Source organism: Streptomyces sp. NPDC052043, from assembly GCF_044548235.1.
In the GTDB taxonomy this organism is placed as follows: domain Bacteria; phylum Actinomycetota; class Actinomycetes; order Streptomycetales; family Streptomycetaceae; genus Streptomyces.
Genome location: NZ_JBIUBT010000016.1, coordinates 54,194 through 76,117, shown reverse-complemented (window position 1 = coordinate 76,117; position 21,924 = coordinate 54,194). Strand labels below are relative to the sequence as shown.

Sequence of the window (21,924 nt, the reverse complement as noted above, 5' to 3'; positions counted from 1 at the left end):
TCACCGCTCCTCGTCGTGGGTTACCGCGCCCAGGGCGTCTGCTTCCGTCCGGTGGGTGGCCTCGGGCGCCGGCTGGAGCGCGGCCTCGGCCGCGCTGATCACCACGGCGCGCCGGCGATGGCGCCGCTCGTACTCCAGCACCTTCCGGATCACGTCGTCGGACACGTCGTCCAGGTGCAGCTTGATGCGTTCCGGGTCCATCGCGTCGTAGCCGGCCCAGGGCTCGGCCTGACGGAGATCCTCGATGGCGTTCAGTACCCTCGGGCGGCCCGCGTGGGCGCGTTCGTAGCCCTCGATCACCGTCAGCTCCGTCTGGGACAGACCGCGCAGGCATGGCTGGATCTGCGCGACACCGAGCCGGCCGAAGCCGGGAACGGGCAGAGCCTCCTCGCGAGCCATCGCGCCCTGCACCTTCTCGGCCACGCGGGTGGCGGCGGACATCTCCCGCCAGGCTCCCCCAGCCGGGTCCTTCATCCGCTCGGTGACCCTTCGGGGCAGCGCCCGAAGCCCGGTCGTGGCCGCCCGCACCTGGCGCGTGATCGCCCGCAGGCTGCTGCCCTCGGCAGCTCCTCCCGGTGGCAGGTGGAGACCCTCGGCCGCCGCAGCCGCGGCCCTGGCCCGTCGGACGAGGTTCTCCTCGCCGGACTCCAGCAGCACCACATCCTGCCGCCCCAGCACGGCGAGGAGCTCGGCACTCTCCTGGTCGTTGAGCCGTTCGGCGATGTCCTTGCCTGCCCGGCAAGTCGCCAGCGCCCGGGCCACGGACGTGTACTCGTCCACGGCGGCCCTCAGCAGCCGGCTCTCACTGGCCTGCCCCACACCACGCACCCGCTCCCTCATGGCCGACACCCCCGCCTGAAGCGGAAGCACGCCCGCCCGCACGACGCCGCGGGTCACCATCCACGTCAGCTGCCCGGCGGCCGACAACGGCCCACGGGGCGGACGCATTTCGCGCATCCGGGCCTCGATGCGCCCGAGGTGGTACTGCGCCTCGCTCGCCTGGCTTTCGAGCCGTTGCCGCTCGGTGCCCGGCGGGGTGAGGGCCACCCCCGTCCAAAATCGGTCGACGACCGCGGCATGGGCGTCACGGACATCTTTCAGTGCCGGTATCAGCACATCCGTCTTCCCTGCCATGTTCTGCTCCTGAACTCGGGGAACGGGTGCGACGCCGTCGATGGGCAGAGGGCCGGCGCGGTCAACGGTGCCGGGTCTTCACCAGCATGACCGTGAGCGCCACCAACAGAATCGCGCCCATGACGGCGAACCACGCGATGAGGTCGGTGACGGGGTCGGCGAGTTCTTCCACTCCGGCCGCCGCGCAGAGGATCTTTCCGCAGGCAAAGTTCATTGCGGTCGCCTTCTTCCGGAACGCCCGGTGCTCCGGGTACCCCTCACCGTCGTCGAACACCCGTCGGTCACCCGGAACGGGAAGGGCGGCATGTGGCCTTCGAGGATGCCGTCCTCGTCCGGCTGGGCGAGAATCTTCCGCAGGAGGACCGCGCAGTACCGAAGGGGATCCACCTCATGGGTGTACGCACATGGATCGACTCCTGGCCGGTCTACCGCCAGCTCAAGGGCACCGACCCTCTGGGCCGCGGGGCGGCGGCCAAGAGCGGGCCGAGCGCACGGCTCACTCCCCGGGTCGCCTCCGCCGACCGGGTGGTGAAGTCGATCTGTCCGTACTGCGCCGTCGGCTGCGGCCAGAACGTCTACGTCCAGGACGAGCGGGTCACCCAGATCGAGGGCGACCCGGACTCCCCCATCTCCCGCGGCAGGCTGTGCCCCAAGGGCTCGGCCACCCTTCAGCTCACCACCGGCGGTGCCCGTGAGCACCACGTCCTCTACCGGCGCCCGCACGGCACCGGGTGGGAGCGGCTCGACCTGGACACGGCGATGGACATGATCGCCGACCGGGTGATCGAGGCCCGACGCGCCGGCTGGCAGTGGGAGGTCGACGGCACCCGCACCCGGCGCACGATGGGCATCGCCAGCCTGGGCGGGGCGACGCTGGACAACGAGGAGAACTACCTGATCAAGAAGCTCTTCACGGCGCTGGGCGCGATCCAGATCGAGAACCAGGCCCGTATTTGACACTCCTCCACCGTTCCCGGTCTGGGAACCTCGTTCGGCCGCGGCGGCGCGACCACCTTCCAGCAGGACCTCCAGAACTCCGACTGCATCGTCATCCAGGGCTCGAACATGGCCGAGTGCCATCCGGTCGGGTTCCAGTGGGTGATGGAGGCCAAGGCCCGCGGCGCGAAACTGGTCCACGTCGACCCGCGGTTCACCCGCACCAGCGCGCTGGCGGACGTGCACGTGCCGCTGCGCGCCGGCTCGGACATCGCCTTCCTCGGCGGGATCATCAACTACGTCCTGAGCAACGACAAGTACTTCCGTGACTACGTCGTGGCCTACACCAACGGGCCCGTGCTGCTGGGCGAGGACTTCCGGGACACCGAGGACCTCGACGGCGTGTTCTCCGGCTTCGACCCCGAGACCGGCGGCTACGACAACCGCACCTGGCAGTACCGGGGAACCGAGGTGCAGGCGGCCTCCGGCGCGCGCGACCAGGAGTACCAGGAGCGCGCCGGCGGCAGGCCGCTGACCGAGGCCGCACGCGGCGAGGCCCACGGGGCGGGCGGCGCGGACATCGGCGCGGGCGAGCCCGAGCGGGACGCGTCGATGACCCATCCGCGGTGCGTGTTCCAGGTGCTCAAGCGGCACTACGCCCGCTACACGCCCGAGGCGGTGGAACGGATCTGCGGGGTGCCGCAGGACCTGTTCCGGCAGGTGTGCGAGCTGGTGACGGAGAACTCCGGACGGGACCGGACCACGGCGTTCGCCTACGCGGTGGGGTGGACCCAGCACACCGTGGGGGTGCAGTACATCCGCGCCGCCTCCGTGCTCCAGACCCTGCTCGGCAACATCGGCAGGCCGGGCGGCGGCATCCTGGCCCTGCGCGGGCACGCGTCGATCCAGGGGTCCACGGACATCCCCACCCTGTTCAACCTGCTGCCCGGGTACATCCCCATGCCGTACGCGCACAGGAACGAGGACCTGGACGCCTTCGTGAACGCCGAGGCGGCGCGCAACGGCTACTGGGGCAACATGCGCTCCTACCTGGTGAGCCTGCTCAAGGCGTACTGGGGCGCGGCGGCGACAGCCGACAACGACTTCTGTTTCGACTACCTGCCGCGGCTCACCGGCTCCCACTCCACCTACGAGACGGTGCTGGCGCAGGTGGACGGTGTCTGCAAGGGCTACTTCCTGCTCGGCGAGAACCCCTCGGTGGGCTCCGCCAACGCCAAGATGCAGCGCCTGGGCATGGCCAACCTGGACTGGCTGGTCGTGCGCGACTTCTCCCTCATCGAGTCGGCCACCTGGTGGAAGGACGGCCCGGAGATCGAGACCGGGGAGCTGCGCACGGAGGACATCCGCACCGAGGTGTTCTTCCTGCCCGCCGCCGCGCACACCGAGAAGGACGGCAGTTTCACCAACACGCAGCGGCTGCTGCAGTGGCACCACCAGGCCGTCGAACCGCCGGGCGAGGCACGCAGCGACCTGTGGTTCACCTTCCACCTCGGCCGGCTCATCCGGCGCAAGCTCGCCGGTTCCGTCGACCCGATGGACCGGCCGGTGCTCGACCTGACCTGGGACTACCCCACGAACGGCGAAATCGCCGAGCCCGAGGCGGAGGCGGTCCTCGCCGAGATCAACGGGTTCGACGCCGAGGGCCGGCCGCTGGCGTCCTACGAGCAGCTGAACCCGGACGGTTCCACCGCGTGCGGCTGCTGGATCTACTGCGGTGTGTACGCCGACGGCGTCAACCAGGCCGCCCGCCGCAAGCCGGGCAGGGAGCAGGACTGGGTCGCCGCCCAGTGGGGCTGGGCCTGGCCCGCCAACCGCCGGATCCTGTACAACCGGGCCTCGGCCGACCCCGACGGCAGGCCGTGGAGCGAGCGCAAGGCGCTGGTGTGGTGGGACGAGGACGAGGCGCGGTGGACCGGCCACGACATCGCCGACTTCGCCCAGGACAAGCCCCCGGACCACCGGCCGCCGCCGGACGCGACCGGCCCCGAGGCCCTGTCGGGCACCGATCCCTTCGTGATGCAGGCCGACGGCAAGGCCTGGCTGTATGTGCCGTCCGGGCTCACGGACGGGCCGCTGCCGACGCACTACGAGCCGCAGGAGTCGCCGTTCCCGAACCTCCTGTACGGGCAGCAGCGCAATCCGGCGCGGTACGTGACGCGGTCGCTCCCGGACAACCGCTACGGGCCCGATGCCGACGAGCCGGGTTCGGAGGTGTTCCCGTTCGTGGCCACCACCTACCGGCTCACCGAGCACCACACGGCGGGCGGCATGTCGCGCTGGCTGCCGTACCTGGCGGAGCTGCAACCGGAGTTCTTCTGCGAGGTGTCGCCGGAACTGGCCGCCGAGCGCGGTCTGGAGCACACCGGCTGGGCCACGATCGTCAGTGCCCGGGCCGTCATCGAGGCGCGGGTGCTGGTCACCGACCGGGTGCCGCCGCTGACCGTGCACGGCCGCACCCTGCACCAGGTGGGCCTGCCCTACCACTGGGGCCCGAACGGCTACAGCACCGGCGACGCCGCCAACGAACTGCTCCACCTCTCCCTCGACCCCAACTCGCACATCCAGGAGGCCAAGGCGTTCGGCGTCGACATCCGCCCGGGCCGCCGCCCCAGGGGCCCGGCCGCCGTGGAACTGGTCCGCTCCTACCGGGCGCGGGCGGGCATCGACGAGCACACCGGCACCCGGCCCTGACCGGCGGCTCGCGTGCCAGCGGCCGGCGCGGGGCTCACCTCAGGACGACCGAGTGGGCCCCGCGCGGAACGAGTTCACCGATGACCGGGTGGCCGGGGACCTCGCCGGCGATCAGGAGGCCCCCGGAGGTCTGGGCGTCGGCCAGCAGGAGGCGGGTGTCGGCGTCGCTGCCGCCGAAGTCGGTGAACGGCTCCACCCAGGCCAGGTTGCGCCGGGTGCCGCCGCTGACGTAGCCGTCGCGCACGGCCTCGCGGGCACCGTCCAGGTAGGGCACGGCGGCGGTGTCGATCACCGCCGTCACGTCCGAGGCACGGGCGAGTTTGTGCAGGTGGCCCAGGAGGCCGAAGCCCGTCACGTCGGTGGCGCAGGAGGCCCCGGCGGCCAGGGCGGCGGCGCAGGCGTCCCGGTTGAGGGCCACCATGGTGGCCACGGCCTGCTCGAACCGCTCGCCGGTGACCTTGTGCCGGTTGTTCAGCACGCCCAGGCCGAGCGGTTTGGTCAGGGTCAGGGGCAGTCCGGGCCGGCCGGCGTCGTTGCGCAGCAGCCGTGCGGGGTCGGCCAGGCCGGTGACGGCCATGCCGTACTTGGGTTCGGGGTCGTCGACGCTGTGCCCGCCGCCGACGTGGCAGCCGGCCTCGGCGGCGACCTCAAAACCGCCGCGCAGCACCTCGCGGGCCAGCTCGAAGGGCAGCACGTCGCGTGGCCAGGCCAGCAGGTTGACCGCCAGGACGGGGCGGCCGCCCATCGCGTAGACGTCCGACAGCGCGTTGGCGGCGGCGATGCGTCCCCAGTCGTAGGCGTCGTCGACGACGGGGGTGAAGAAGTCGGCGGTGGACACCACCGCCTGCGCGGCGCCGCCCCGCGCGGGCAGCGCCACGACGGCCGCGTCGTCACCGGTGGCCAGGCCGACCAGCAACGGGGTCTCCGCGGCGGCGGGCGGCGGTGTCGCCAGCGCGCCGAGCACCTCCTCCAGCTCGCCCGGCGGGATCTTGCAGGCGCAGCCGCCGCCGTGGGCGAACCGGGTGAGCCGTACGGGGGTTTCATGGGTGGCGGTCACGCCGGGGCTCCTGATCACGGTGGTCTGGGGGATCTCCTCCGGTAGCGTGGCGGCCGGTGGAGGCGTGTGGGTGCCTGGTGGCCCTCCCGGTCTTCAAAACCGAGGTGCCCGAGGATCTCGGGCAGGCGGGTTCGATTCCCGTCCGCCTCCGCTTCTAGCAGGGCTCTCACCAGCACAAACGGGCGACCCGCCGAATGCTCGGCCAAACGGCGGCCCAACGCCACGCCCGAGCGGGGTCACGGCCGGCCATCGAGTCCGAGGCGCTCACCCACCCGAAGTCACCGAGCCTGCGCGGCGATCGGCATCGCCGACCACACCGTGTGGAAGCCGTCCGGGATCGCGCCCGGCATCGAACGCGCCACCTCGACCGGGGGCGGCAGGCACGCGGCGGTCGAGCCCGGCGTGATCCACCAGTGGGGAGGAAGGCCGGTACGGGTGATCTGATCGGGGGGGGAGGCGCGGGGGCCGGCCGTGCAGGCAGCGGCGGACGTGCTGCGGGGGGTGCAGCAGCGAAATCACCTCGGCGAGATGATCCGCGCTACGTGTGAGGGGGGCGTACGTCGTGACGCTGACGTGGTCCAGGATCGTGAATGCGGGGGCGTCTGGGCTGATCGTGGTCATCGCGGGCATTTTCCTGGTGACGTACGCGAGGATCCGCCCGTGGCACACGACCGCTATGGGCTGGTACTTGATCTGCTTCGTGGCCACGATCCTCGGCCTCGGCACGTACACGGTCACGATCACGCTGGTCGGGATCCACTCGCCGGCCGCGCCGACCCGTCGGGCACGCTTGGAGGGGTAGCCCGACAGCACCGAGCCCCCCGCTGCTTGCCCTTTTGGGCGGGTGGCGGGGGGCTTTTCGGGTGCTCGGCAGTGCGGCGCGAGCGAAGGCTTCGCGGGCAAAGCAGTCCCCGGTAGTGCTGCACGTGTCCTGAAGCTTCAGTCGTCACTGTCGCCTCGGTATCGCGCCGGCTTGCCGGGGGCCTAATCCACATCCTGTCCAAGTCGCTCCGTCGACAATGGCGTCCTCATCGGCTTTGCGGCTCTTTCGGTGTTGTGGGCTACTAATCAGGATTCACGCACTACGTACCGAGTCAATAGGTTTTAGGTAAATCTTTTCAGCCTCCGGCCGTGACTGACCCCTTGGTTCCGGTGCGTGCCTCACCGACCTCTTCGCCGCAGGCTGGACGCTGCTCGGGTCTGCTCCGGAGGTCTGCCATGCCCCGGAACCATCGCGGGCGGCGGCAGCGGCGGCCCGGATGGCGTCGGTAAGCAGCTCGGCGGTGGCCCACGCAGGAGGCGGGGTGTCACCGCCCTCGCGGGCACGGGGATCGGCCGGCACCGGGATGGAGGGGGCGCCGTTGCCGCCTGCGGGTCCGTTGTGGTGTGCGCGGGGAACTCCCATCCCGTCCGCCGTCGACCCAGGCAGAGCCGAGCAGACGCGGCCCCTGGCGTCCAGGTCGTTCGTACAGTGGCGCGCTCCACCTGGACGCCAGGAACCACGCCCGCTCCAAGGTGTGTGGGCCGACGGCGGACGGGATGGGAGCCGGGGAGAGTGGTGGGTGAGGAAGTGGGCGGCTCATTAGTCACGCTTGGGCCAGATCGGGCCTTGGTCGGTCCAGATGACGCCCTTGTTGCGGCACAGGCAGAAGGGGTGGCCGATCGGGTCGGTGTAGACCTGCCAGCCGTAGCCGTTGGGGCCGATGAAGTCCTGCCTTAGCGTCGCGCCAAGGTCGAGGACGCGGCGCTGCTCGGACTCGATCTCGTCCACTTCGAAGTCGAGGTGGAACTGCTTGGGGTGCTCGCTGTCGGGCCACTGCGGAGCGCGGTAGTCGTCCACCCGGATGAACGCCAGCTCGATCTCGCCGAACTGGATGCCAGCCCAGTCCTCGGAGCTGCCTTCCTTGATCGGACGGCCCGTCACCTCGGAGTAGAAAGCCGCCAGCTTCATCGTGTCCGGGCAGTCGATAATGAAATCGGTGAGTCGCAGCATCCCGCGATCTTGTCACAAGCTCACACCCGACTTGTTGCTGCACTGTTCCTGACCCGCGACAGCGTGCCCCTGGCGTGCCCGTTCGAGAGGCACGCCAGGGGGAGCCACGGGGAACACCGGTCAGCACTCAGCGAGATCAGCTGACGCAGCACGACCCTCGGCGGATCGGGCCGTTCGAGGTGCTGGGACGCCTGGGTGCCGGCGGCATGCTGCGCGAGGACCCCGACCTGGAAGGGCTCCCGGACGAGTTGCGTCCGCTGATCTCGGCCAGCTCGGTCCGGACCGTCTTGATCGCCACGCGCCGCCTACGCGACCGACGTGCAGCGTCTCACCACCGCACCGCCTTGGCGGCACGCACCCTGATTCTTCCTGTCCGGCGACGAAGGCTCTCCCCCTGCTCAGAGACGGTGCTTCGGGTACCGACGCAGGTGCCGATCAGTGAAGCAGAGTTGAGGAAGATCAGAAGTCGTCCGTAGACAAGTAGAACAGCCGAAAGGCTGGCGGTTACTGGTCTGCGGGGAGACGCATCGAGCGCCTCTGAAGCAGGCCACCCAGGATGGCCAACGCGATGGTGACGACGAAGAGCGCATCCAGCACGATCGTGGAATGTCCTGTCACCATCTTGAAGGACATGGCCATCGCCAGGCTCAAGGCCAGCGACACTGCCCCATACCCCCACAGGTCCGGCCTGGCTACGCGTCCTCGCAGCCACGGCAGCAACCACCCGGTGGCCAAAGCCAGGAAGCCGCTGAAAGCCAATAGGCCAAAGCCCACCGCAGCCGCACCGACAAGGAACCAGTCCATGTCTCACCCCTCCATTCGCGTGTCCCATCACGCGGGCCTGATCTTCACACGAAGCCGCAACCGGGTGCGGGCAGTTGCCTGTGAGGGCCACTGGGCCGTCTCTGCGGACCGTCCGAGTTCAGCCGACACCGACCGACAATGACAGAAGCCCACGGCATCTGAGCTGATCAGAGCCATGGGCTTCTTCAGGCCCGGGGCCAGCGGAGAGGTTGATCAGTAGACCGGCCACTGACCGCAGCTGCCGGCGCTTGCCACGCCCATGGAGACTCCACCGACCGCATGGGCATGCATACGCCCAGGGACCTTCAGGACGTCGTTCGACCCGTCGCCCAAACCTCAACGGGCGCTGTCGCAGCGGCGCGCTCCAACCGGCGAAAGAGCTGCCAGAGGACGACGATCGATAGCACAGCAGCACAGATGTACAGACCGTCGCTCATCATGATCAGCCGCAGGGCATGACGAGCCTGGTCCGTAGTGACAGCCTTCTTCAAGTCCTTGGAGGCATCAGTGAAGACATACGAACTCGCTGCGCCCAGGACGGACAGCCACCACGCCGTAAGCAGGGGATGTCCGCGTCGACGCTGCGATTCCGGCTGGCTGGCAGCCCACAGATCGTTGACGAACATCTTGGGCACGAAGAGCTGCGCAACCGGTATCAACCAACCAAAGACCAGCCACGCCTTGCGCCTACGCTGTCCCTGACGCCAGAGCACATCCGCGACATCGCGCATGTTGGCGAGCCAGATGCTGAACTGAAGCAGGGCCACGAGGAGGAGCCCTGTTCGCCAGCCCATCAGGTTTCTGAAATACGTGTCGGCCTCGACCAGCGGGTTGTCGACGTACGGCCCCGGCGTCATCGGGACCGCCAGCAGTTGGTGTTTGTGCCATGCCGCCAGCCCGGCCGCGACAGACACCAACGCGAACGCGGCGAGCGCGACACAGGTAAACCAGGCCTGCCCGCGCGGCAACCTAACTGCTCCGGCCACTTCACACCCCCTGGAAGCCACCCGTTCGGACTTCCCGCAGGTCGGCAGTGGATCTTAACCCTCGCGGGAGCGGATACAACAGCGTCTTTGCAGGTCAAGGCGCGGCGGCCCAGTCGAGCGCGCCCCCTCCCCGAGATCCCCGCAGCTATCCGTCCGAGGCGACTCACGCCCGAGGCATGACAGCTGCCGCCCTGATCTTCGCAGGTCGAGGCCTTACGCCGGAACGACTGTGCAGTCGGCTGTGGCCTCAAACCCCGCAGATGCCCGTGCCGCAGGTCTCCGGCGTAACCGGCTCGGGCCGTCCCTGGGCCATCCGAGGCGAACAGGCGGGTACTCGCAGGGAACAGCGGTACTTCCAGGTACCCGGCGACAGACGCTGCCCCTGCCGGCAAAGCCACAGGTCACCGCGGACAACCGCCCAACCTCGCGTTGTCCGCGGTGTTCCGTTGCGCCGCCCAGGCAACTTGCCAGTGCCACCTCGCATTGAGCTGCTCCGTGTTTCGTGGAGTTCTTGTCGTACCAGCACCAGGAACGCACCCGACGAGCTGCGGGAGCCTGCGATCCGCCGTCGGCTGAGTTCCGCCCTCCGAATACCAAGACGACTGGCATCGAACCCAGGAAGCCACCCAACTGTCCGCCTTCACCGACATGACAAACTCCCTTAAACCCGGGGCAGTTCAGCTCGTCCGGGTGATATCCGCAGTGTCCCGACGCGTGGCTGCGGGGGGCCGTTAGATAGTGCCGCACGTGAACCTTCAAAAAATCGCCGTAACGCTCCTCGGCGCCAGTAGTTGCCTAGTGCTGTCCTGCACGACAGCCGCCCACGCCGATGGCTCCATCGCCAAGATCGGTAGCCACGGAATCAGTCAGCCCGACAGCTGCGGCGACCATGGCAACCGCAGCGGCGGCAAGCACCGCGGCAACCACGACGACAGCAAGCACAACAACCGCACGCACCACGGCGGCAAGCACCGCCGCGGCCACCACAACGGCGGCGGCAACTGCGGCCACCACCACGACGGCCACCAGGGCAACGGCGACCACCACGACGGCGGCCACCACGACGGCAAGCACGACGAGGGCAAGCACCGCCACAGCCACGACAACAACGGCAAGCCCCGCCACGGCCACCACGACAACGACGGCAAGCCCCGCGGCCACCACGACGACGGCCGGCACAACGGCGACCACCAGGGCGGCAGCTGGCACAACGGCAAGCACGACGACGGCAAGCCCCGCGGCCACCACCAAGGCGGCGGCTGGCACAACGGCAAGCACGACGACGGCAAGCCCCGCGGCCACCACGACAACGACGGCAAGTCCCGCGGCGACCACGACGACGGCTGGCACAACGGCGAACACCAGGGCGGCAGCTGGCACAACGGCAAGGACAACGACGGCAAGCCCCGCGGCGACCACGACGACGGCCGGCACAACGGCGAACACCAGGGCGGCAGCTGGCACAACGGCAAGCACGACGACGGCAAGCCCCGCGGCGACCACGACGACGGCCGGCACAACGGCGAACACCAGGGCGGCAGCTGGCACAACGGCAAGGACAACGACGGCAAGCCCCGCGGCGACCACCAAGGCGGCGGCAACAACCAGGGCGGCAACGGCATCAGCCAGGGCGGCCCTAGGCGGTAGAAGACGCCCGCCTCATGCCACCGGCCCAGCCGCCGCCAGCGGGTGTGCCCGGAGTCGACCTCCAGCTCCAATGGCGGCAGTTGCCGGCTGATGTCGAGTAGAGCACGTACGAGATGCCCTGCAGGCACAGCCGGTCAGCACCGGTTTCGAGCCGGGCGCGACACAAAGGCCCCGGACAGATCACGGTTCGGGGCCTTTTCCGCCCATAAGGTCTGCCCGGTGCCGGTACGGTCCGCTGACATCCAACGCTGACATCAACGACCACGGACAGCGCCAGCAGTGGGTGGCCGCGAATGACTCACGTGCGCTCGGGCGACCCTACGCGAGGCCGGGGTAGATCGAACTCCTAAAGCGGTGGTCAGCACGGTTGCTGTACAGCACGGAAGTACAGCAACGACCGCAACCAGCCCCGAACATAGTTCGCATCGAGGGGCACGCCGCGACACCCCCGCTCGGGCCGTCTCAGGGCCGTGCGGCGGTACCCAATCCCGACCAACGCTGACAGCTGAGTCGCTGGTCGCAGGGTTGGTCGATTGCACGGCCGCAGGTCAGAGACTCCGGCCTTCACTTCTTCGGCTACTGATCGCGCCCGATGGGGCTTGACCCGGCCATTGAGGCTCCGCCGACCGTGTGCGTCCCTTAAGGTCGCAGTCATGACAAGCCCGCTGGCGCCTGACGATCACATTGGCGATCGCGAGGCCTTCAGCGCCTTCCTGGCACGCCTTCGTGCCGACTACGCAACCAACGGCCAGCAGTGGGAGAACCCGACGCTGGACAGGTTCCTGGAAGCCCTGGAAGCCTGGGTCGCTGACTCTCCGGGGTGGCACCGGAACTTCGGCCACGACCTACCACCCGAAGGTGACTGGACGTTCTTCGCCCGCGCCCTGGATGCCGCTCGGATCTACGAATAGCCCCGGTGGGCACCGTGTCCCTTGCGTGCCCGACCGAGCGGCGACCGGCGGGGGACACCGGGGAACGGCGGTGAGCATCCCAGGAACGCGCAGGTCACCGTCTCTCCAGGTCAGCGCCCACCCGCGTACGCGATCTTCCAAACTGAGGCTCTAGCGGACCTGCTCTCACTGCTGGCTCTTCCGGCCCCTCGGTCATTACCAACACCAAGCGGCGGCGTACCCCTCCCTGTTCGCTCATCCCCAGGGCTCGACGCCTACCACGGCCTCGACCGGCACGGCCCCGTACACGTGCGGGAACTCCTCGCCGTTCGGCGGCATGGCCTCGTACCTCAGCGGGACATCGAGCCGGGCCGGGTCCACGACCAGCACCACCAACTCGTCGGGGCCCTCGTAGTCGCCGTAGAGGAAGGCCGCGATACGCCGGAGCTGGTCCCGGGTGGAGAAGTGGACGAACCCCTCCTGTTGGAGCGTGCGGCCGCGGGTGGACATCTCGTAGGTGCCGGACTCACGGGCCGTCTCCCATAGGGAGCGCTCGGTGATGTGCACGATGTGCTGAGGCTTCGGCATGCGGCCACGCTACGGGCCCGGCCCTGCCGCGCGCATCTGCAAATTGCGTTGGTCCGGCAGGCTGAGGGACCGAGTGACGGTCGACGCATAGGCGCGATCGCGGTCGGGGTCAACGCTGACGGCCACCGCGAGATCCTCGGCCTGGACGTCGCCACCGCCGAGGACGGTGCCGGCTGGCCGGCCTTCCTGCGCTCACTGATCGCCCGCGGTCTGTCCCGGGTCCAGCTGGTCGTCTCCGACGCCCACGCCGGCCTGGTCGACGCGATCGGTGCGGCGCCGACCTCTTCGGCGCCCGTTTCGATGGTCCGTCCGTCCGGGCGCGGCCTGACACCCATGGCAACAAGTGGCTGTGACCAGTCACATCACGATGCCGCCGCGTAACAGTGGATGGCCACCAGCTGAGACGGGCTCCATCGTTGCTCGACCGTGGCCATCAGTTCCCAGCCCAGCCGCTCATACAGGGCTGCCGCGGCGGTATCGGACGCCACGACGTCGAGCACCGGATGCAGGCCACGCCCTTGTGCTTCCTCCACGGCCCGGCCGATCAGCAGTGCACCGATTCCATGCCCCCTGGCCTGCGGGGCGACGAACAGTCGGCTGACCACCGCGGTCAGGTCCTTGCTCGTCCCGTTCCGGTCGCTCCACAAGCCGGGAGCCAGATCCCCTTCGCCGCTGCGGGACAAGCTGACATGGCCAACGACACGGCCGCCAAGTTCAGCGACCCAGGCCCCCCATTCGGAAGCGTGCGACAACCACTCATCAGGCTGGTCAGGCCAGTTCACCGGGTAACCGTCACGTTGATGGACTTCCGCGAGAACCTGCACGCACCTCCCGACATCGCCATCAGTCCTCCGTCGGACCCAGCGGCCCGGCCTCTCCACAGCAACCCTGGAATTCTCGATGTTCACTCCGGCAGGGAAGCACAGGCCACAGACTCACAACCAGCCACTTTCGACACACGCCCCAGTGACAGCACTTGTCCATGACTTCGGGCAGCACTTGGCGATCACGGGTGCCGCGAATGTTCACCAGTTTTGGTTCTGGCTCGCTTTCCGTGGAGCGCACACAATGAGTGACGTCAGGCGTGGCAGTGGAGCCGGACGAGGATTGTGTCGCCGGGAAGGTCCGCGACGTACGCCTCGCTGCCCGGCCACACGGTGGGCGTCGGAGGGTCGTGAGGGCAAAGGTCAGGCTCGCAGAAGGCGTGGACGGCGTTGAAGCCGCCCTCCAACCACCAGCCGTCCAGGGTGAGTACGTCCGTATCCCGCGGGTTTGTGGAAGTGAGGTCACGGATGTACGCGGCACGGGTTCCGTCATAGCTGATGACGGGGTGCTCCAGAGGATCGCCACCCAGGAAGCCCAGATACCCCATGCCGAGGCTGAATGGGTGGTCGAGGTATGCCCCGATCAGCGGCTGGGCCAGGTAAGCGGAGAACATCTCGTCTCCCCGCCGGTCACCGGGGAATGCGTCCGGATCGTTCCGCCAACGGTCCACGAAGGTCGCAAGGGGAATGGCCGGGGGGTGTACGGCAGACAGGCTGTGCCACAGGTCCCAGGACGCGGCGACCGCACGCTCGGAAGCAAGGTTCGACTGCGAGAAATCGAGCAGGGCACGCGGTCCTCCGGCGCAGACACCCGGGGCACTGGGGCGTGGCGCCCCGTCGTATCCAGGGTCGTCGTGGATGAGCCTCGGATCGTCCATGTATCCGGGGGCGATCGCAAAACCCATGCCGTTGCTGCCGCCGCGGATGCGGCGTTCGTCCCACATGCCACGGTCGGGGAGGTTTTCCACCGTGTTTAGGTAGAAAGGCGCGAGGGCCTCTGCAAGCGCTCCTTCGATATCGCCTGCGGCCTCGGCCGGCAGACAGACCGTCACCCATACACCAGCCATCCACCCCTCCCTTGCCGTGTCGGCGAACAGCATGATTGCACGCGTGCCAGCGGCACGTGGACGCCTCCTCGACCGTTTCGCGTGCTTGCTTGGTCCGGTCTGTGCCGCAAAGCAACCGGACAAGGCTGTAGAGAGCGTCGCGGTCGCCGGCCTCCGCGCGCTCGTGGAGCATGGCTGCCATCCCGCGGTCGCGAAGCGCTCGGTTGGGCCGTCGACGTGCGTGGACGTCCGTGCGGGCCAGGTCCGTGAGCTCTGTGAGCCGTTCCGCGTGGGCGAGCACGCTTGCCAAAGCCACCCCGCGCACAGAACCGCCACCCCGATTCCCGCGGTACCGAGCAGACCGCTACGGTGCATGCACCGACCGCCACATCGGCGGTCGAAAAGGGGAGGCGGGTATCACCATGGGGTGGATCAAGGACGCTCAGGCCGACACGGTCCGGGAAGACGCACAGCGCGCCGTCGACGAAGGCCGCACCGTGTTCGTCTGCCGTGTCAACCAAGGTGTCCTGCAGGACAGCGCGTCCGGCTCGCTCTCCGGTGTCGCCGAGCAGATCGAAGCCGTCGAAGCACTCGGCTGGCAGCTCGACCACGCCAACTTCAGCCACGACCAGAGGAACCAGTGCTCCGCGTTCCTGATCTTCCGCAGGCCACTGCGCCGGTCCACGGAGCCGCACCAGCAGGCCCCGCAGTAGGCCGCGCCGCCGACTCCCCCTGCCGGCGCCGTCCGAGGAGCCCCTGATGCCGATCTACGCGACTGTGCAGGGCGGCGAAGTTGCCCCTGTTCTGGCAGTTCATCGGCTTCGGCCCCGGCCGGTTCGACTTCCTCCGCAAGCTCGACGTGCTCGAGGTGCCGAAGATGCGGGTCGTCGACAACGCCGGCTTCTTCCCCGCGGGCCGCGCCCCGAAGCGGATGTCGGACGCGGAGCTGTACGACCGGCTGATGGGCGAGTTCCCGGACTGGCTTGCCGCGGCCCGCAGGGCCGGAATCCTCAACTGACCAGTCGGGCGAGCACGTCCACCGCCGGCCGGTTCGGGCTGATCCGCGCTCGCCGCCGCGCCGGTCAACGGTTCTGCCCGACGGCCCGCGGCCGGCAGCGTCTGTGCCGGTCGTCGACTCGCTCCGTGTGACCGCGGGCGTCGAGGAACTCCAGCAGTGGCACGGCGACCCTGCGGGTCGTGCCGAGTGCCTTGCGCGCCTCGCTGAGGGTGAACGGCTGCGGCAGGCGGGAGAGTACCGCTGCGGCCTCGGCGTCCGCCCCCGGCAGCAGCACGATGCCCTCGCCGACGCGCAGCAGCGCGCCGGCGGATACCGCCGCGGCCACGGCTCTGCGGTCGAGTCCCAGTCCGGTGAGGCGGTCGGCCTCGGGTGCGCGGAACGGTGCCGCCTCCAGCTCGCGCCGCACCGCGTCGACGGCCGCCCGGACCGGCGGCGGCAGGGTGGGACCGGCGCTGCCCGGCCGGTACAGGCGCCCTTCGCGTCGCAGCAGGCGCGGCTCGCCCGGTGCCGCGGCGAGGGCGTCCACCAGGGCCCGGTCGGGCAGGTCCAGCAGGCGCCGGGCCGCCTCGGCCGGCAGCCCCGGCTCCAGGGGATGCAGGCGCGCGTGCTCGGCGACCGCGGCGGCCAGCCGCTCGCGCAGCCGCGCCCAGTGGGCCTCGTCGGCCAGCCAGTCCCCGGTGACCGGTTCGGTGGGCGGCGGGATGCCCATGGCCAGCAGGTGGGAGCGGCGGACGAGTCCGCGGCGCCGCAGCTCCGCCGCTCCGTCGGGGCGGTCCGTCATCGCGGCCAGTGCTTCGGCCCTGGCCCGGCCGGCGCCCCGCCGGGTCAGCTCCGGCGGGCACACGTCGAGCACGCTCACCCCGCGGGGTCCGCGTCCGGCGCCGGGTTCGCGCAGGACGGCCCGGTCCCCGACGCGCAGCGGCAGCGGGGAGCGCAGGGTCAGCCGGGCGGTGTCCTCGCCGAGGGGGCGGACGTCCGCCGCGACGGCCGCCGTGCCGATGTGCAGGGCGACGCCGCGGGGCAGTTCGCCGGCTGGCGCGCCGGCGACGCGGACGTCGATCCGGTCGGTGAACAGCCAGCGGTCCGGCGCCAGCAGCACCTTCCCGCGCCGCAGTCGCCCGGCGAGGGGGCCGTGTACGTTGACCGCGACCCGCGCCACGCCGCTGACGGCGCTGTGGTCCTGTTGCAGGCACTGGAGTCCACGCACCCTCAGCGTGTGCGCGTCGCCCCCGCTCACCAGCCGGTCGCCCACACGCAGGGTGCCGGCGCCGAGCGTGCCGGTCACGACGGTGCCGTGGCCGCGCACGGTGAAGGCGCGGTCCAGCCACAGCCGTACGTCCGCGTCGGCGGGCGGCACGGGCAGCGCGCGGGCCGTCCGGGCCAGTTCGGTGCGCAGCTCGTCGAGTCCGGCGCCGGTCACCGCGCTCACCGCTACGGACGGCACGGTGCCGAGCGAGGTCCTGGCCAGCCGCTCGACGGCCTCGGCGCGCACCGGCTCGGGGTCCGCCAGGTCGCTCCGGGTCACGGCGAGCACCGCGTGCCGTACAGCGAGCGCGTCGAGGATCGCGAGGTGCTCCTCGGACTGCGGCTGCCAGCCCTGGTCGGCGGCGACCACGAACAGCACGGCCGGCACGGGGCCGACTCCGGCCAGCATGGTGGCCACGAACCGCTCGTGGCCGGGTACGTCGACGAAGGCGAGGCGTTCGCCGTGGGCGTCCTGCGGCGTCCACACGAAGCCGAGGTCGAGGGTGAGTCCGCGGCGCCGCTCCTCCTCGTAGCGGTCGGGTTCCATCCCGGTCAGGGCCCGTACCAGGGCGGACTTGCCGTGGTCGACATGCCCCGCGGTGGCCAGCACGCGCACGGCGCCTCACCCTCCCGAGGCCGAGCGCACGGCCTCGGCGAGGCGCTCGTCGTCCCGCGGCGGCACCGCGCGCAGGTCCAGCAGGCACCGCCCGGCCTCCAGGCGCCCCACCACGGGCACCTCCCCGGTGCGCAGGACGGCGGCGTACGGCTCCGGCAGGGACAGCGCGGCGCTGGGCAGCGTCACGCCGGGCGCCCCGCCGCCACCGACGGTGGCGGTCCCGGCGACGGCCCGGACGTCCTCTACCCCGGTGGCGCCCAGCTCGGCGGCGAGGTGCTCGGCCCGCCGCATGAGCCCGGCGGCGTCGGCGGTCAGGAACTCGGCCGTCGGGGTCCGGGGGCCCGTCAGGGTCGCCTCCAGCGCGGCCAGGGTGAGCTTGTCCACCCGCAGGGCGCGGGCCAGGGGATGCCGGGTGAGGACGCGCAGGAGTTCCGCGTCGCCGAGCAGCAGTCCGCACTGGGGGCCGCCGAGCAGTTTGTCGCCGCTCGCCGTCACCAGGGCCGCGCCGGACCTCAGCTGGTTCTCGGCGTCGGGCTCGTCGGGCAGCAGCGGATGGGGGGCGAGCAGTCCGGAGCCGATGTCGGCCACGACTGGTACGCCCAGCGCCGACAGGTCGCGGATACCGGCGGACCGGGTGAAGCCCGTGATGCGGAAGTTGGAGGGGTGGACCTTGAGGACGAACGCCGTGTCGGGACCGATCGCCTCGGCGTAGTCCCGGACGGTCGTACGGTTCGTGGTCCCGACCTCGCGGAGCCGGGCCCCGGTGGAGACCAGCAGGTCCGGCAGCCGGAAGCCGTCCCCGATCTCCACCAGCTCGCCGCGGCTGACGACGATCTCCCTCCCGGCGGCGAGCGCGCTCGCGGCGAGGACGAGCGCGGCGGCGCCGTTGTTGACGACATGCGCCGCGGCGGCGGACGGCACCCGGCCGCGCAGTACGTCCAGGGCGGTGCGGCCCCGGCGGGCCCGGGCACCGGTACGGAGGTCGAGCTCGACGTCCGTGGGCCCGGCGGCGTCCTGCACCGCCTGCCGGGCCGCCGCGGAGAGGGCGGCGCGGCCGAGGTTGGTGTGCAGCAGGACCCCGGTCGCATTGATCACCGGGCGCAGCCCGCCGAGCCCCCGCGGCAGCAGCGCCACGGCGGTGTCCGCCACCTGCTCGGGTGCGACGGCGCCCCGGCGTGCCCGCTCCTGCGCCTGCCGGACCGCGGTCTTCACCGGACCCGGTCCGAACCGGGCCGCCGCGTCCACCAGGCGTGGGTCCCGCAGAACGGCATCCGTGCGGGGAATCCGCCGCCGGGCATCGCTCACCGGCCGGTCGTGCCCGCTCAGGCCATGGCCGGTCCCGCCGTGACCGGCCCCGCCATGGCCGGTCCCGCTGTGACCGGCCGGGCCGGCACCGTGGGTGTCCGCGCCGGTCTCCCGGCCCGCTCTCTGCCCCGTGACCTGCTGCTCCACCTGGCCTCTCCGTCCCCAGCCTGACCTCGTGGGTGTCGACGCCCGCCCATCGTCTCCCAGTGCCGGCGGCCGTCCGCACGACACGCCGTAGGGCACGGTTTCGGCCGGAAGCAGCCCGGAGCCGCGGGGCGAGCCGGCGACGGCAGGCAGTGGGTGACGGCTCGTCAGTCCCGTGGGAGGAGCCGACCGTGGGGCGCGGCCCGGTCGGGGGCGGTCAGCCGCTCATGTGCTCGGTGCCGAGCCGTACCTGCTGCTCCAGGCGGCGCAGGCTGCTGTCGAGTGCGTCGCAGGCGGCACGCTCGCCCGGATCGTGGCGGTCGTCGAAGAACGACAGGTGGACGGTCACCTCACTGGCGCCGCTGCCGATGCCGGCGACCTGGAGCCAGCCCGCGTAGCCGCCCTGCTCGCGGGTGCCCCACTCGATCCGCATCTGATCCCGTTCGGTGCGCAGCTGGGCGGCGGTGTCCCGGTCGCCCTGGTCCTCGTGCACCGTGACGGCGGGGGGTTCCTCCGCGTGCACGTGCAGTTCACCGGGCAGCCAGGCGTCGAACCGGCCGACGTCGGCGGCCCGGTCGAAGACCTGCTCGGGCAGGGCGGGCATCGTGCGTGAACGTTCGTACTCGGCCATGGCGGCACCGTCCCTCCGCTCGGGGTCGTACGACGAACGCGTGCCCCGTCTGCCGCCACCGAAAAGTCCCGCCGCCGCGAGCGGTGGCGGGACGTCAGGGCGGGGCGGTGCGCAGCGCGCGCAGCACCGCCCAGGTGACGGAGACGAACGGGACGGCGACCACGGCGCCGATCACGCCCGCGACGATGCCGCCCGCGATGACGGAGACGGCGACAACGAGCGGGTGCAGACGCACCGCCCAGCTCATGACCACGGGATGCAGCACATGCCCTTCGAGCTGGCCGATGACGACGATGAGGGCGAGCACGGCCGCCGCGGTGAGCGGGCCGCGCCCCGCGAGGGCGACCACCGTGGCCACGCCGAGCGCGACCGGTGAGCCGATCAGCGGCACGAACGTGGCGAAGAACTCCAGCAGCATCAGCGGCAGCGCCAGCGGTACGCGCAGGACCAGCAGGGCGACGCCGACGAGTACGGCGTTGGTGGCCGCCACGATGATGATGCCGCGCGTGTATCCGGCGAACGTCCGCCAGGCGGCGTGCCCGGCCCGGTCCCACACCGGCCGGGCCCCGCTGGGCAGCAGCTCGTCGCGCGCCCATCGCCAGAGGTTCTCGCCGGAGTGGATGAAGAAGACGGAGGAGAAGACCGCGAGGGCGCCCGCCGTGACCAGTTCGACGAGTCTGCCGAAGCCGCTGAGTGCGCGGCTGAGGAGCCCGGCGCGGTGGGCGGACAGGTAGGACAGGACCTGATGCTGGAGGTCGGCCAGTCTGCTCTGGCTGAGCCGGAACGGCGGGCGCTGGAGCCACTGCTCGATCCGGTGGATACCGCCGCCGAACTCGCCCGCGAGCTTCGCCGACTCCCCCGCCACCGCGTTGCCCACGAGCGCCAGCAGGGCGAACAGGAGCAGCATGCTGCCGACCAGGGCGACGGCGACGCACAGCGCTCTGGGCAGGAAGCGGTTCAGCAGGTCGGTCAGGGGGCGCAGGATCGAGGTGATGACCAGGCCCAGGAACAGGGCCACGGCGATGAGCTGGAAGCGGCCGAGGACGGTGAAGACGCCGTAGACGACGACGCCGACGAGGATGAGGCGCCAGGCGTAGGCGGCGGCGACCCGCAGCCAGGGCACGGTGCTCTCGGCCCTTCGGGCCGGACGGGCGGTCCGGGCGCGCGGCGGGAGGCGTACGGAGTGCGCCGGGCCGCGGGCGCCGGGTGCCCGGCCGGCTGCCCGGCGCCCGCGGCCCGGCCCGCCCGCCGGAGCGCCCGCACCCGCCACCGCGCCTCCCCTTCCGGACCGCCCGTCCGGTCCGGGCCGTCACACCCGGACCGGACGGGCCGGCCGCCTTCGCCATCGGCATCGCCTCTCGAGCGCTCATGAGCCCTCGTGAGCACCGTAAGGTCTGGTCGGGCGGGGGCAGGGGTGCAGTTCGCCCGGGTGGGCGGTGATCGGGCGCATCAGGGGGAACGGGGGCCCGTCCGGCGCACGGTGCCCAACGCCGGGACCGGAGGGTCCGGAGCGACCCGGGGCGGCCCGGCCCGTCACGGCCCGTCACGTCTGCGTCTGCGTCTGCTCCAGCAGTTCGGGGCCGTTGTTGCGGACGTTGTTGACGGCCGGGGAGACGGGCCGGACGCCGAGCCTGCCGCCCGCCGGCGGAACCAGCAGCGCCCGCAGTTCGCCGGGGTCCTGATGGCGGGGGTCGAGCCAGGCGTCGTAGTGGTCCGGGGTGAGGGCCAGCGGCATCCGGGGGTGGACGCGGCCGGCCTCGTCGGTGGCCTCGGTGGTGATGATGGTGCACGTGGTCAGCCAGGCGGCGGGGTCTTCGTCCCGCGCCACGTGCGGGTCGCGCCAGTACGCGTACAGGCCGGCGAGCGCCATCAGCGCGCCGTCCTCGGGGCTGATGTAGTACGGCTGCTTTCGGGTCCTGCCGGTCTCCGCGGACGTGGTCTGCTGCCATTCGTAGAAGCCGTCGGCGGGCAGCAGGCAGCGGTGCCTGACGAAGGCGCGGCGGAAGGCCGGCTTCTCGTGCACGGTCTCCACCCGGGCGTTGATCATCCGGGCGCCGGCCTTCACGTCCTTCGCCCAGGACGGGACCAGTCCCCAGCGCAGCGGGCGCAGCTCCCTGCGTACGGCGGGGGTGCGGTCCTCGCGCGGGGCGCGTTCGAGAACGGCCCACACCTCGTCGGTCGGGGCGACATTCCAGCTGGGCGCCGGCGCCTCCTCCGGGTGCCACTCGGTGACCCGGAAGTGCCGGGCCAGCTCCTCCGGACCGCGCGTGGAGACGTAGCGACCGCACATGAGGCCAGGGTGCCACGGCGGCCCGGCGGCGGGCGTGAGGCACCTCACGGGAAGATCA

General features: G+C 71.0%; 19 protein-coding genes, 1 tRNA gene and 2 pseudogenes. 8 read left to right on the top strand and 14 right to left on the bottom strand.

Translation table 11 applies throughout. The features are described 5' to 3' along the window. Both ACIHCX_RS32085 and ACIHCX_RS32080 read right to left on the bottom strand, forming a co-directional pair. Nucleotides 1-1,134, bottom strand: a complete 1,134-nt coding sequence (locus ACIHCX_RS32085; protein WP_400035736.1) for a hypothetical protein — start codon at nt 1,132-1,134, stop codon at nt 1-3. 61 nt (nt 1,135-1,195) lie between these two features. Beyond that, a complete protein-coding gene (locus tag ACIHCX_RS32080) occupies nt 1,196-1,408 on the bottom strand; it encodes a hypothetical protein (protein ID WP_400035734.1) in 213 nt (70 codons plus the stop codon). A 116-nt stretch (nt 1,409-1,524) separates the two neighbouring features. Here ACIHCX_RS32080 and fdh point away from each other — a divergent pair, with 116 nt between their 5' ends. Continuing rightward, nucleotides 1,525-4,782: a formate dehydrogenase gene (gene fdh / locus ACIHCX_RS32075; RefSeq protein WP_400035732.1), complete on the top strand. Its 3,258-nt coding sequence runs from the start codon at nt 1,525-1,527 to the stop codon at nt 4,780-4,782. 34 nt (nt 4,783-4,816) lie between these two features. On the opposite strand, the gene selD is transcribed toward fdh, so the two are convergent. Further along, nucleotides 4,817-5,839 (bottom strand): selenide, water dikinase SelD, encoded by a 1,023-nt coding sequence (selD, locus tag ACIHCX_RS32070; RefSeq protein WP_400035730.1) that lies wholly within the window; start codon nt 5,837-5,839, stop codon nt 4,817-4,819. Between the two features lie 58 nt (nt 5,840-5,897). On the opposite strand from selD, the gene ACIHCX_RS32065 reads away from it, so the two are divergent. Further along, nucleotides 5,898-5,991, top strand: a tRNA-Sec gene (locus ACIHCX_RS32065). 410 nt (nt 5,992-6,401) lie between these two features. Continuing rightward, nucleotides 6,402-6,641: a hypothetical protein gene (locus ACIHCX_RS32060; protein WP_400035728.1), complete on the top strand. Its 240-nt coding sequence runs from the start codon at nt 6,402-6,404 to the stop codon at nt 6,639-6,641. 780 nt (nt 6,642-7,421) lie between these two features. Here ACIHCX_RS32060 and ACIHCX_RS32055 read toward each other — a convergent pair. The 3 genes from ACIHCX_RS32055 to ACIHCX_RS32045 all read right to left on the bottom strand — a co-directional run bounded on the left by ACIHCX_RS32055 (nt 7,422) and on the right by ACIHCX_RS32045 (nt 9,622). Beyond that, nucleotides 7,422-7,832 (bottom strand): VOC family protein, encoded by a 411-nt coding sequence (locus tag ACIHCX_RS32055; protein ID WP_266457694.1) that lies wholly within the window; start codon nt 7,830-7,832, stop codon nt 7,422-7,424. A 504-nt stretch (nt 7,833-8,336) separates the two neighbouring features. Continuing rightward, a complete protein-coding gene (locus ACIHCX_RS32050; RefSeq protein ID WP_400035725.1) occupies nt 8,337-8,636 on the bottom strand; it encodes a hypothetical protein in 300 nt (99 codons plus the stop codon). A 305-nt stretch (nt 8,637-8,941) separates the two neighbouring features. Further along, the gene (locus ACIHCX_RS32045) at nt 8,942-9,622 is read right to left on the bottom strand and encodes a DUF4328 domain-containing protein (RefSeq protein WP_400035723.1); all 681 of its coding nucleotides are present in this window, start codon (nt 9,620-9,622) and stop codon (nt 8,942-8,944) included. A 747-nt stretch (nt 9,623-10,369) separates the two neighbouring features. Here ACIHCX_RS32045 and ACIHCX_RS32040 point away from each other — a divergent pair. After that, nucleotides 10,370-11,269: a hypothetical protein gene (locus ACIHCX_RS32040; RefSeq protein ID WP_400035721.1), complete on the top strand. Its 900-nt coding sequence runs from the start codon at nt 10,370-10,372 to the stop codon at nt 11,267-11,269. Between the two features lie 653 nt (nt 11,270-11,922). Further along, nucleotides 11,923-12,180 carry a hypothetical protein gene (locus tag ACIHCX_RS32035; protein ID WP_400035719.1) on the top strand — a complete coding sequence of 86 codons (258 nt, stop codon included), beginning with the start codon at nt 11,923-11,925 and terminating at the stop codon, nt 12,178-12,180. 234 nt (nt 12,181-12,414) lie between these two features. On the opposite strand, the gene ACIHCX_RS32030 is transcribed toward ACIHCX_RS32035, so the two are convergent. After that, nucleotides 12,415-12,747, bottom strand: a complete 333-nt coding sequence (locus ACIHCX_RS32030) for a DUF952 domain-containing protein (protein ID WP_400035717.1) — start codon at nt 12,745-12,747, stop codon at nt 12,415-12,417. 78 nt (nt 12,748-12,825) lie between these two features. Here ACIHCX_RS32030 and ACIHCX_RS32025 point away from each other — a divergent pair. Next, nucleotides 12,826-13,020: pseudogene (locus ACIHCX_RS32025) on the top strand (transposase); the annotation flags it as partial. Between the two features lie 89 nt (nt 13,021-13,109). Here ACIHCX_RS32025 and ACIHCX_RS32020 read toward each other — a convergent pair. Further along, complete coding sequence (locus ACIHCX_RS32020; RefSeq protein WP_400035715.1) at nt 13,110-13,571, bottom strand: GNAT family N-acetyltransferase; 462 nt, start codon at nt 13,569-13,571, stop codon at nt 13,110-13,112. A gap of 254 nt (nt 13,572-13,825) precedes the next feature. Then, nucleotides 13,826-14,671, bottom strand: a complete 846-nt coding sequence (locus tag ACIHCX_RS32015; protein ID WP_400035713.1) for a hypothetical protein — start codon at nt 14,669-14,671, stop codon at nt 13,826-13,828. A 368-nt stretch (nt 14,672-15,039) separates the two neighbouring features. Here ACIHCX_RS32015 and ACIHCX_RS32010 point away from each other — a divergent pair, with 368 nt between their 5' ends. Further along, entirely contained in the window at nt 15,040-15,330 is a 291-nt protein-coding gene (locus tag ACIHCX_RS32010; protein WP_400035711.1) for a hypothetical protein, read from the top strand. Nucleotides 15,331-15,392: 62 nt separating this feature from the next. Continuing rightward, nucleotides 15,393-15,635: pseudogene (locus ACIHCX_RS32005) on the top strand (VWA domain-containing protein); the annotation flags it as partial. A gap of 64 nt (nt 15,636-15,699) precedes the next feature. Here the strand turns inward: ACIHCX_RS32005 and ACIHCX_RS32000 are convergent. From ACIHCX_RS32000 to ACIHCX_RS31980, 5 genes are all read right to left on the bottom strand, one after another. Next, nucleotides 15,700-17,496, bottom strand: a complete 1,797-nt coding sequence (locus tag ACIHCX_RS32000) for a SelB C-terminal domain-containing protein (protein WP_400035709.1) — start codon at nt 17,494-17,496, stop codon at nt 15,700-15,702. Nucleotides 17,497-17,502: 6 nt separating this feature from the next. Continuing rightward, a complete protein-coding gene (selA, locus tag ACIHCX_RS31995; protein WP_400035920.1) occupies nt 17,503-18,801 on the bottom strand; it encodes an L-seryl-tRNA(Sec) selenium transferase in 1,299 nt (432 codons plus the stop codon). Nucleotides 18,802-19,162: 361 nt separating this feature from the next. Then, nucleotides 19,163-19,576: an SRPBCC family protein gene (locus tag ACIHCX_RS31990; RefSeq protein ID WP_400035707.1), complete on the bottom strand. Its 414-nt coding sequence runs from the start codon at nt 19,574-19,576 to the stop codon at nt 19,163-19,165. A 94-nt stretch (nt 19,577-19,670) separates the two neighbouring features. Further along, nucleotides 19,671-20,846 (bottom strand): AI-2E family transporter, encoded by a 1,176-nt coding sequence (locus tag ACIHCX_RS31985; RefSeq protein WP_400035705.1) that lies wholly within the window; start codon nt 20,844-20,846, stop codon nt 19,671-19,673. Nucleotides 20,847-21,119: 273 nt separating this feature from the next. Next, nucleotides 21,120-21,866: an SOS response-associated peptidase gene (locus ACIHCX_RS31980; RefSeq protein ID WP_400035703.1), complete on the bottom strand. Its 747-nt coding sequence runs from the start codon at nt 21,864-21,866 to the stop codon at nt 21,120-21,122. Nucleotides 21,867-21,924: the final 58 nt, after the last annotated feature.

Coding starts and splice junctions, on each gene's coding strand:
- ACIHCX_RS32085 (WP_400035736.1), bottom strand. CDS start 1,134: ATGGCAGGGAAGACGGATGTGCTGATACCGGCACTGAAAGATGTCCGT.
- ACIHCX_RS32055 (WP_266457694.1), bottom strand. CDS start 7,832: ATGCTGCGACTCACCGATTTCATTATCGACTGCCCGGACACGATGAAG.
- ACIHCX_RS32050 (WP_400035725.1), bottom strand. CDS start 8,636: ATGGACTGGTTCCTTGTCGGTGCGGCTGCGGTGGGCTTTGGCCTATTG.
- ACIHCX_RS32035 (WP_400035719.1), top strand. CDS start 11,923: ATGACAAGCCCGCTGGCGCCTGACGATCACATTGGCGATCGCGAGGCC.
- ACIHCX_RS32030 (WP_400035717.1), bottom strand. CDS start 12,747: ATGCCGAAGCCTCAGCACATCGTGCACATCACCGAGCGCTCCCTATGG.
- ACIHCX_RS32015 (WP_400035713.1), bottom strand. CDS start 14,671: ATGCTGTTCGCCGACACGGCAAGGGAGGGGTGGATGGCTGGTGTATGG.
- ACIHCX_RS32010 (WP_400035711.1), top strand. CDS start 15,040: ATGGGGTGGATCAAGGACGCTCAGGCCGACACGGTCCGGGAAGACGCA.
- ACIHCX_RS31990 (WP_400035707.1), bottom strand. CDS start 19,576: ATGGCCGAGTACGAACGTTCACGCACGATGCCCGCCCTGCCCGAGCAG.
- ACIHCX_RS31980 (WP_400035703.1), bottom strand. CDS start 21,866: ATGTGCGGTCGCTACGTCTCCACGCGCGGTCCGGAGGAGCTGGCCCGG.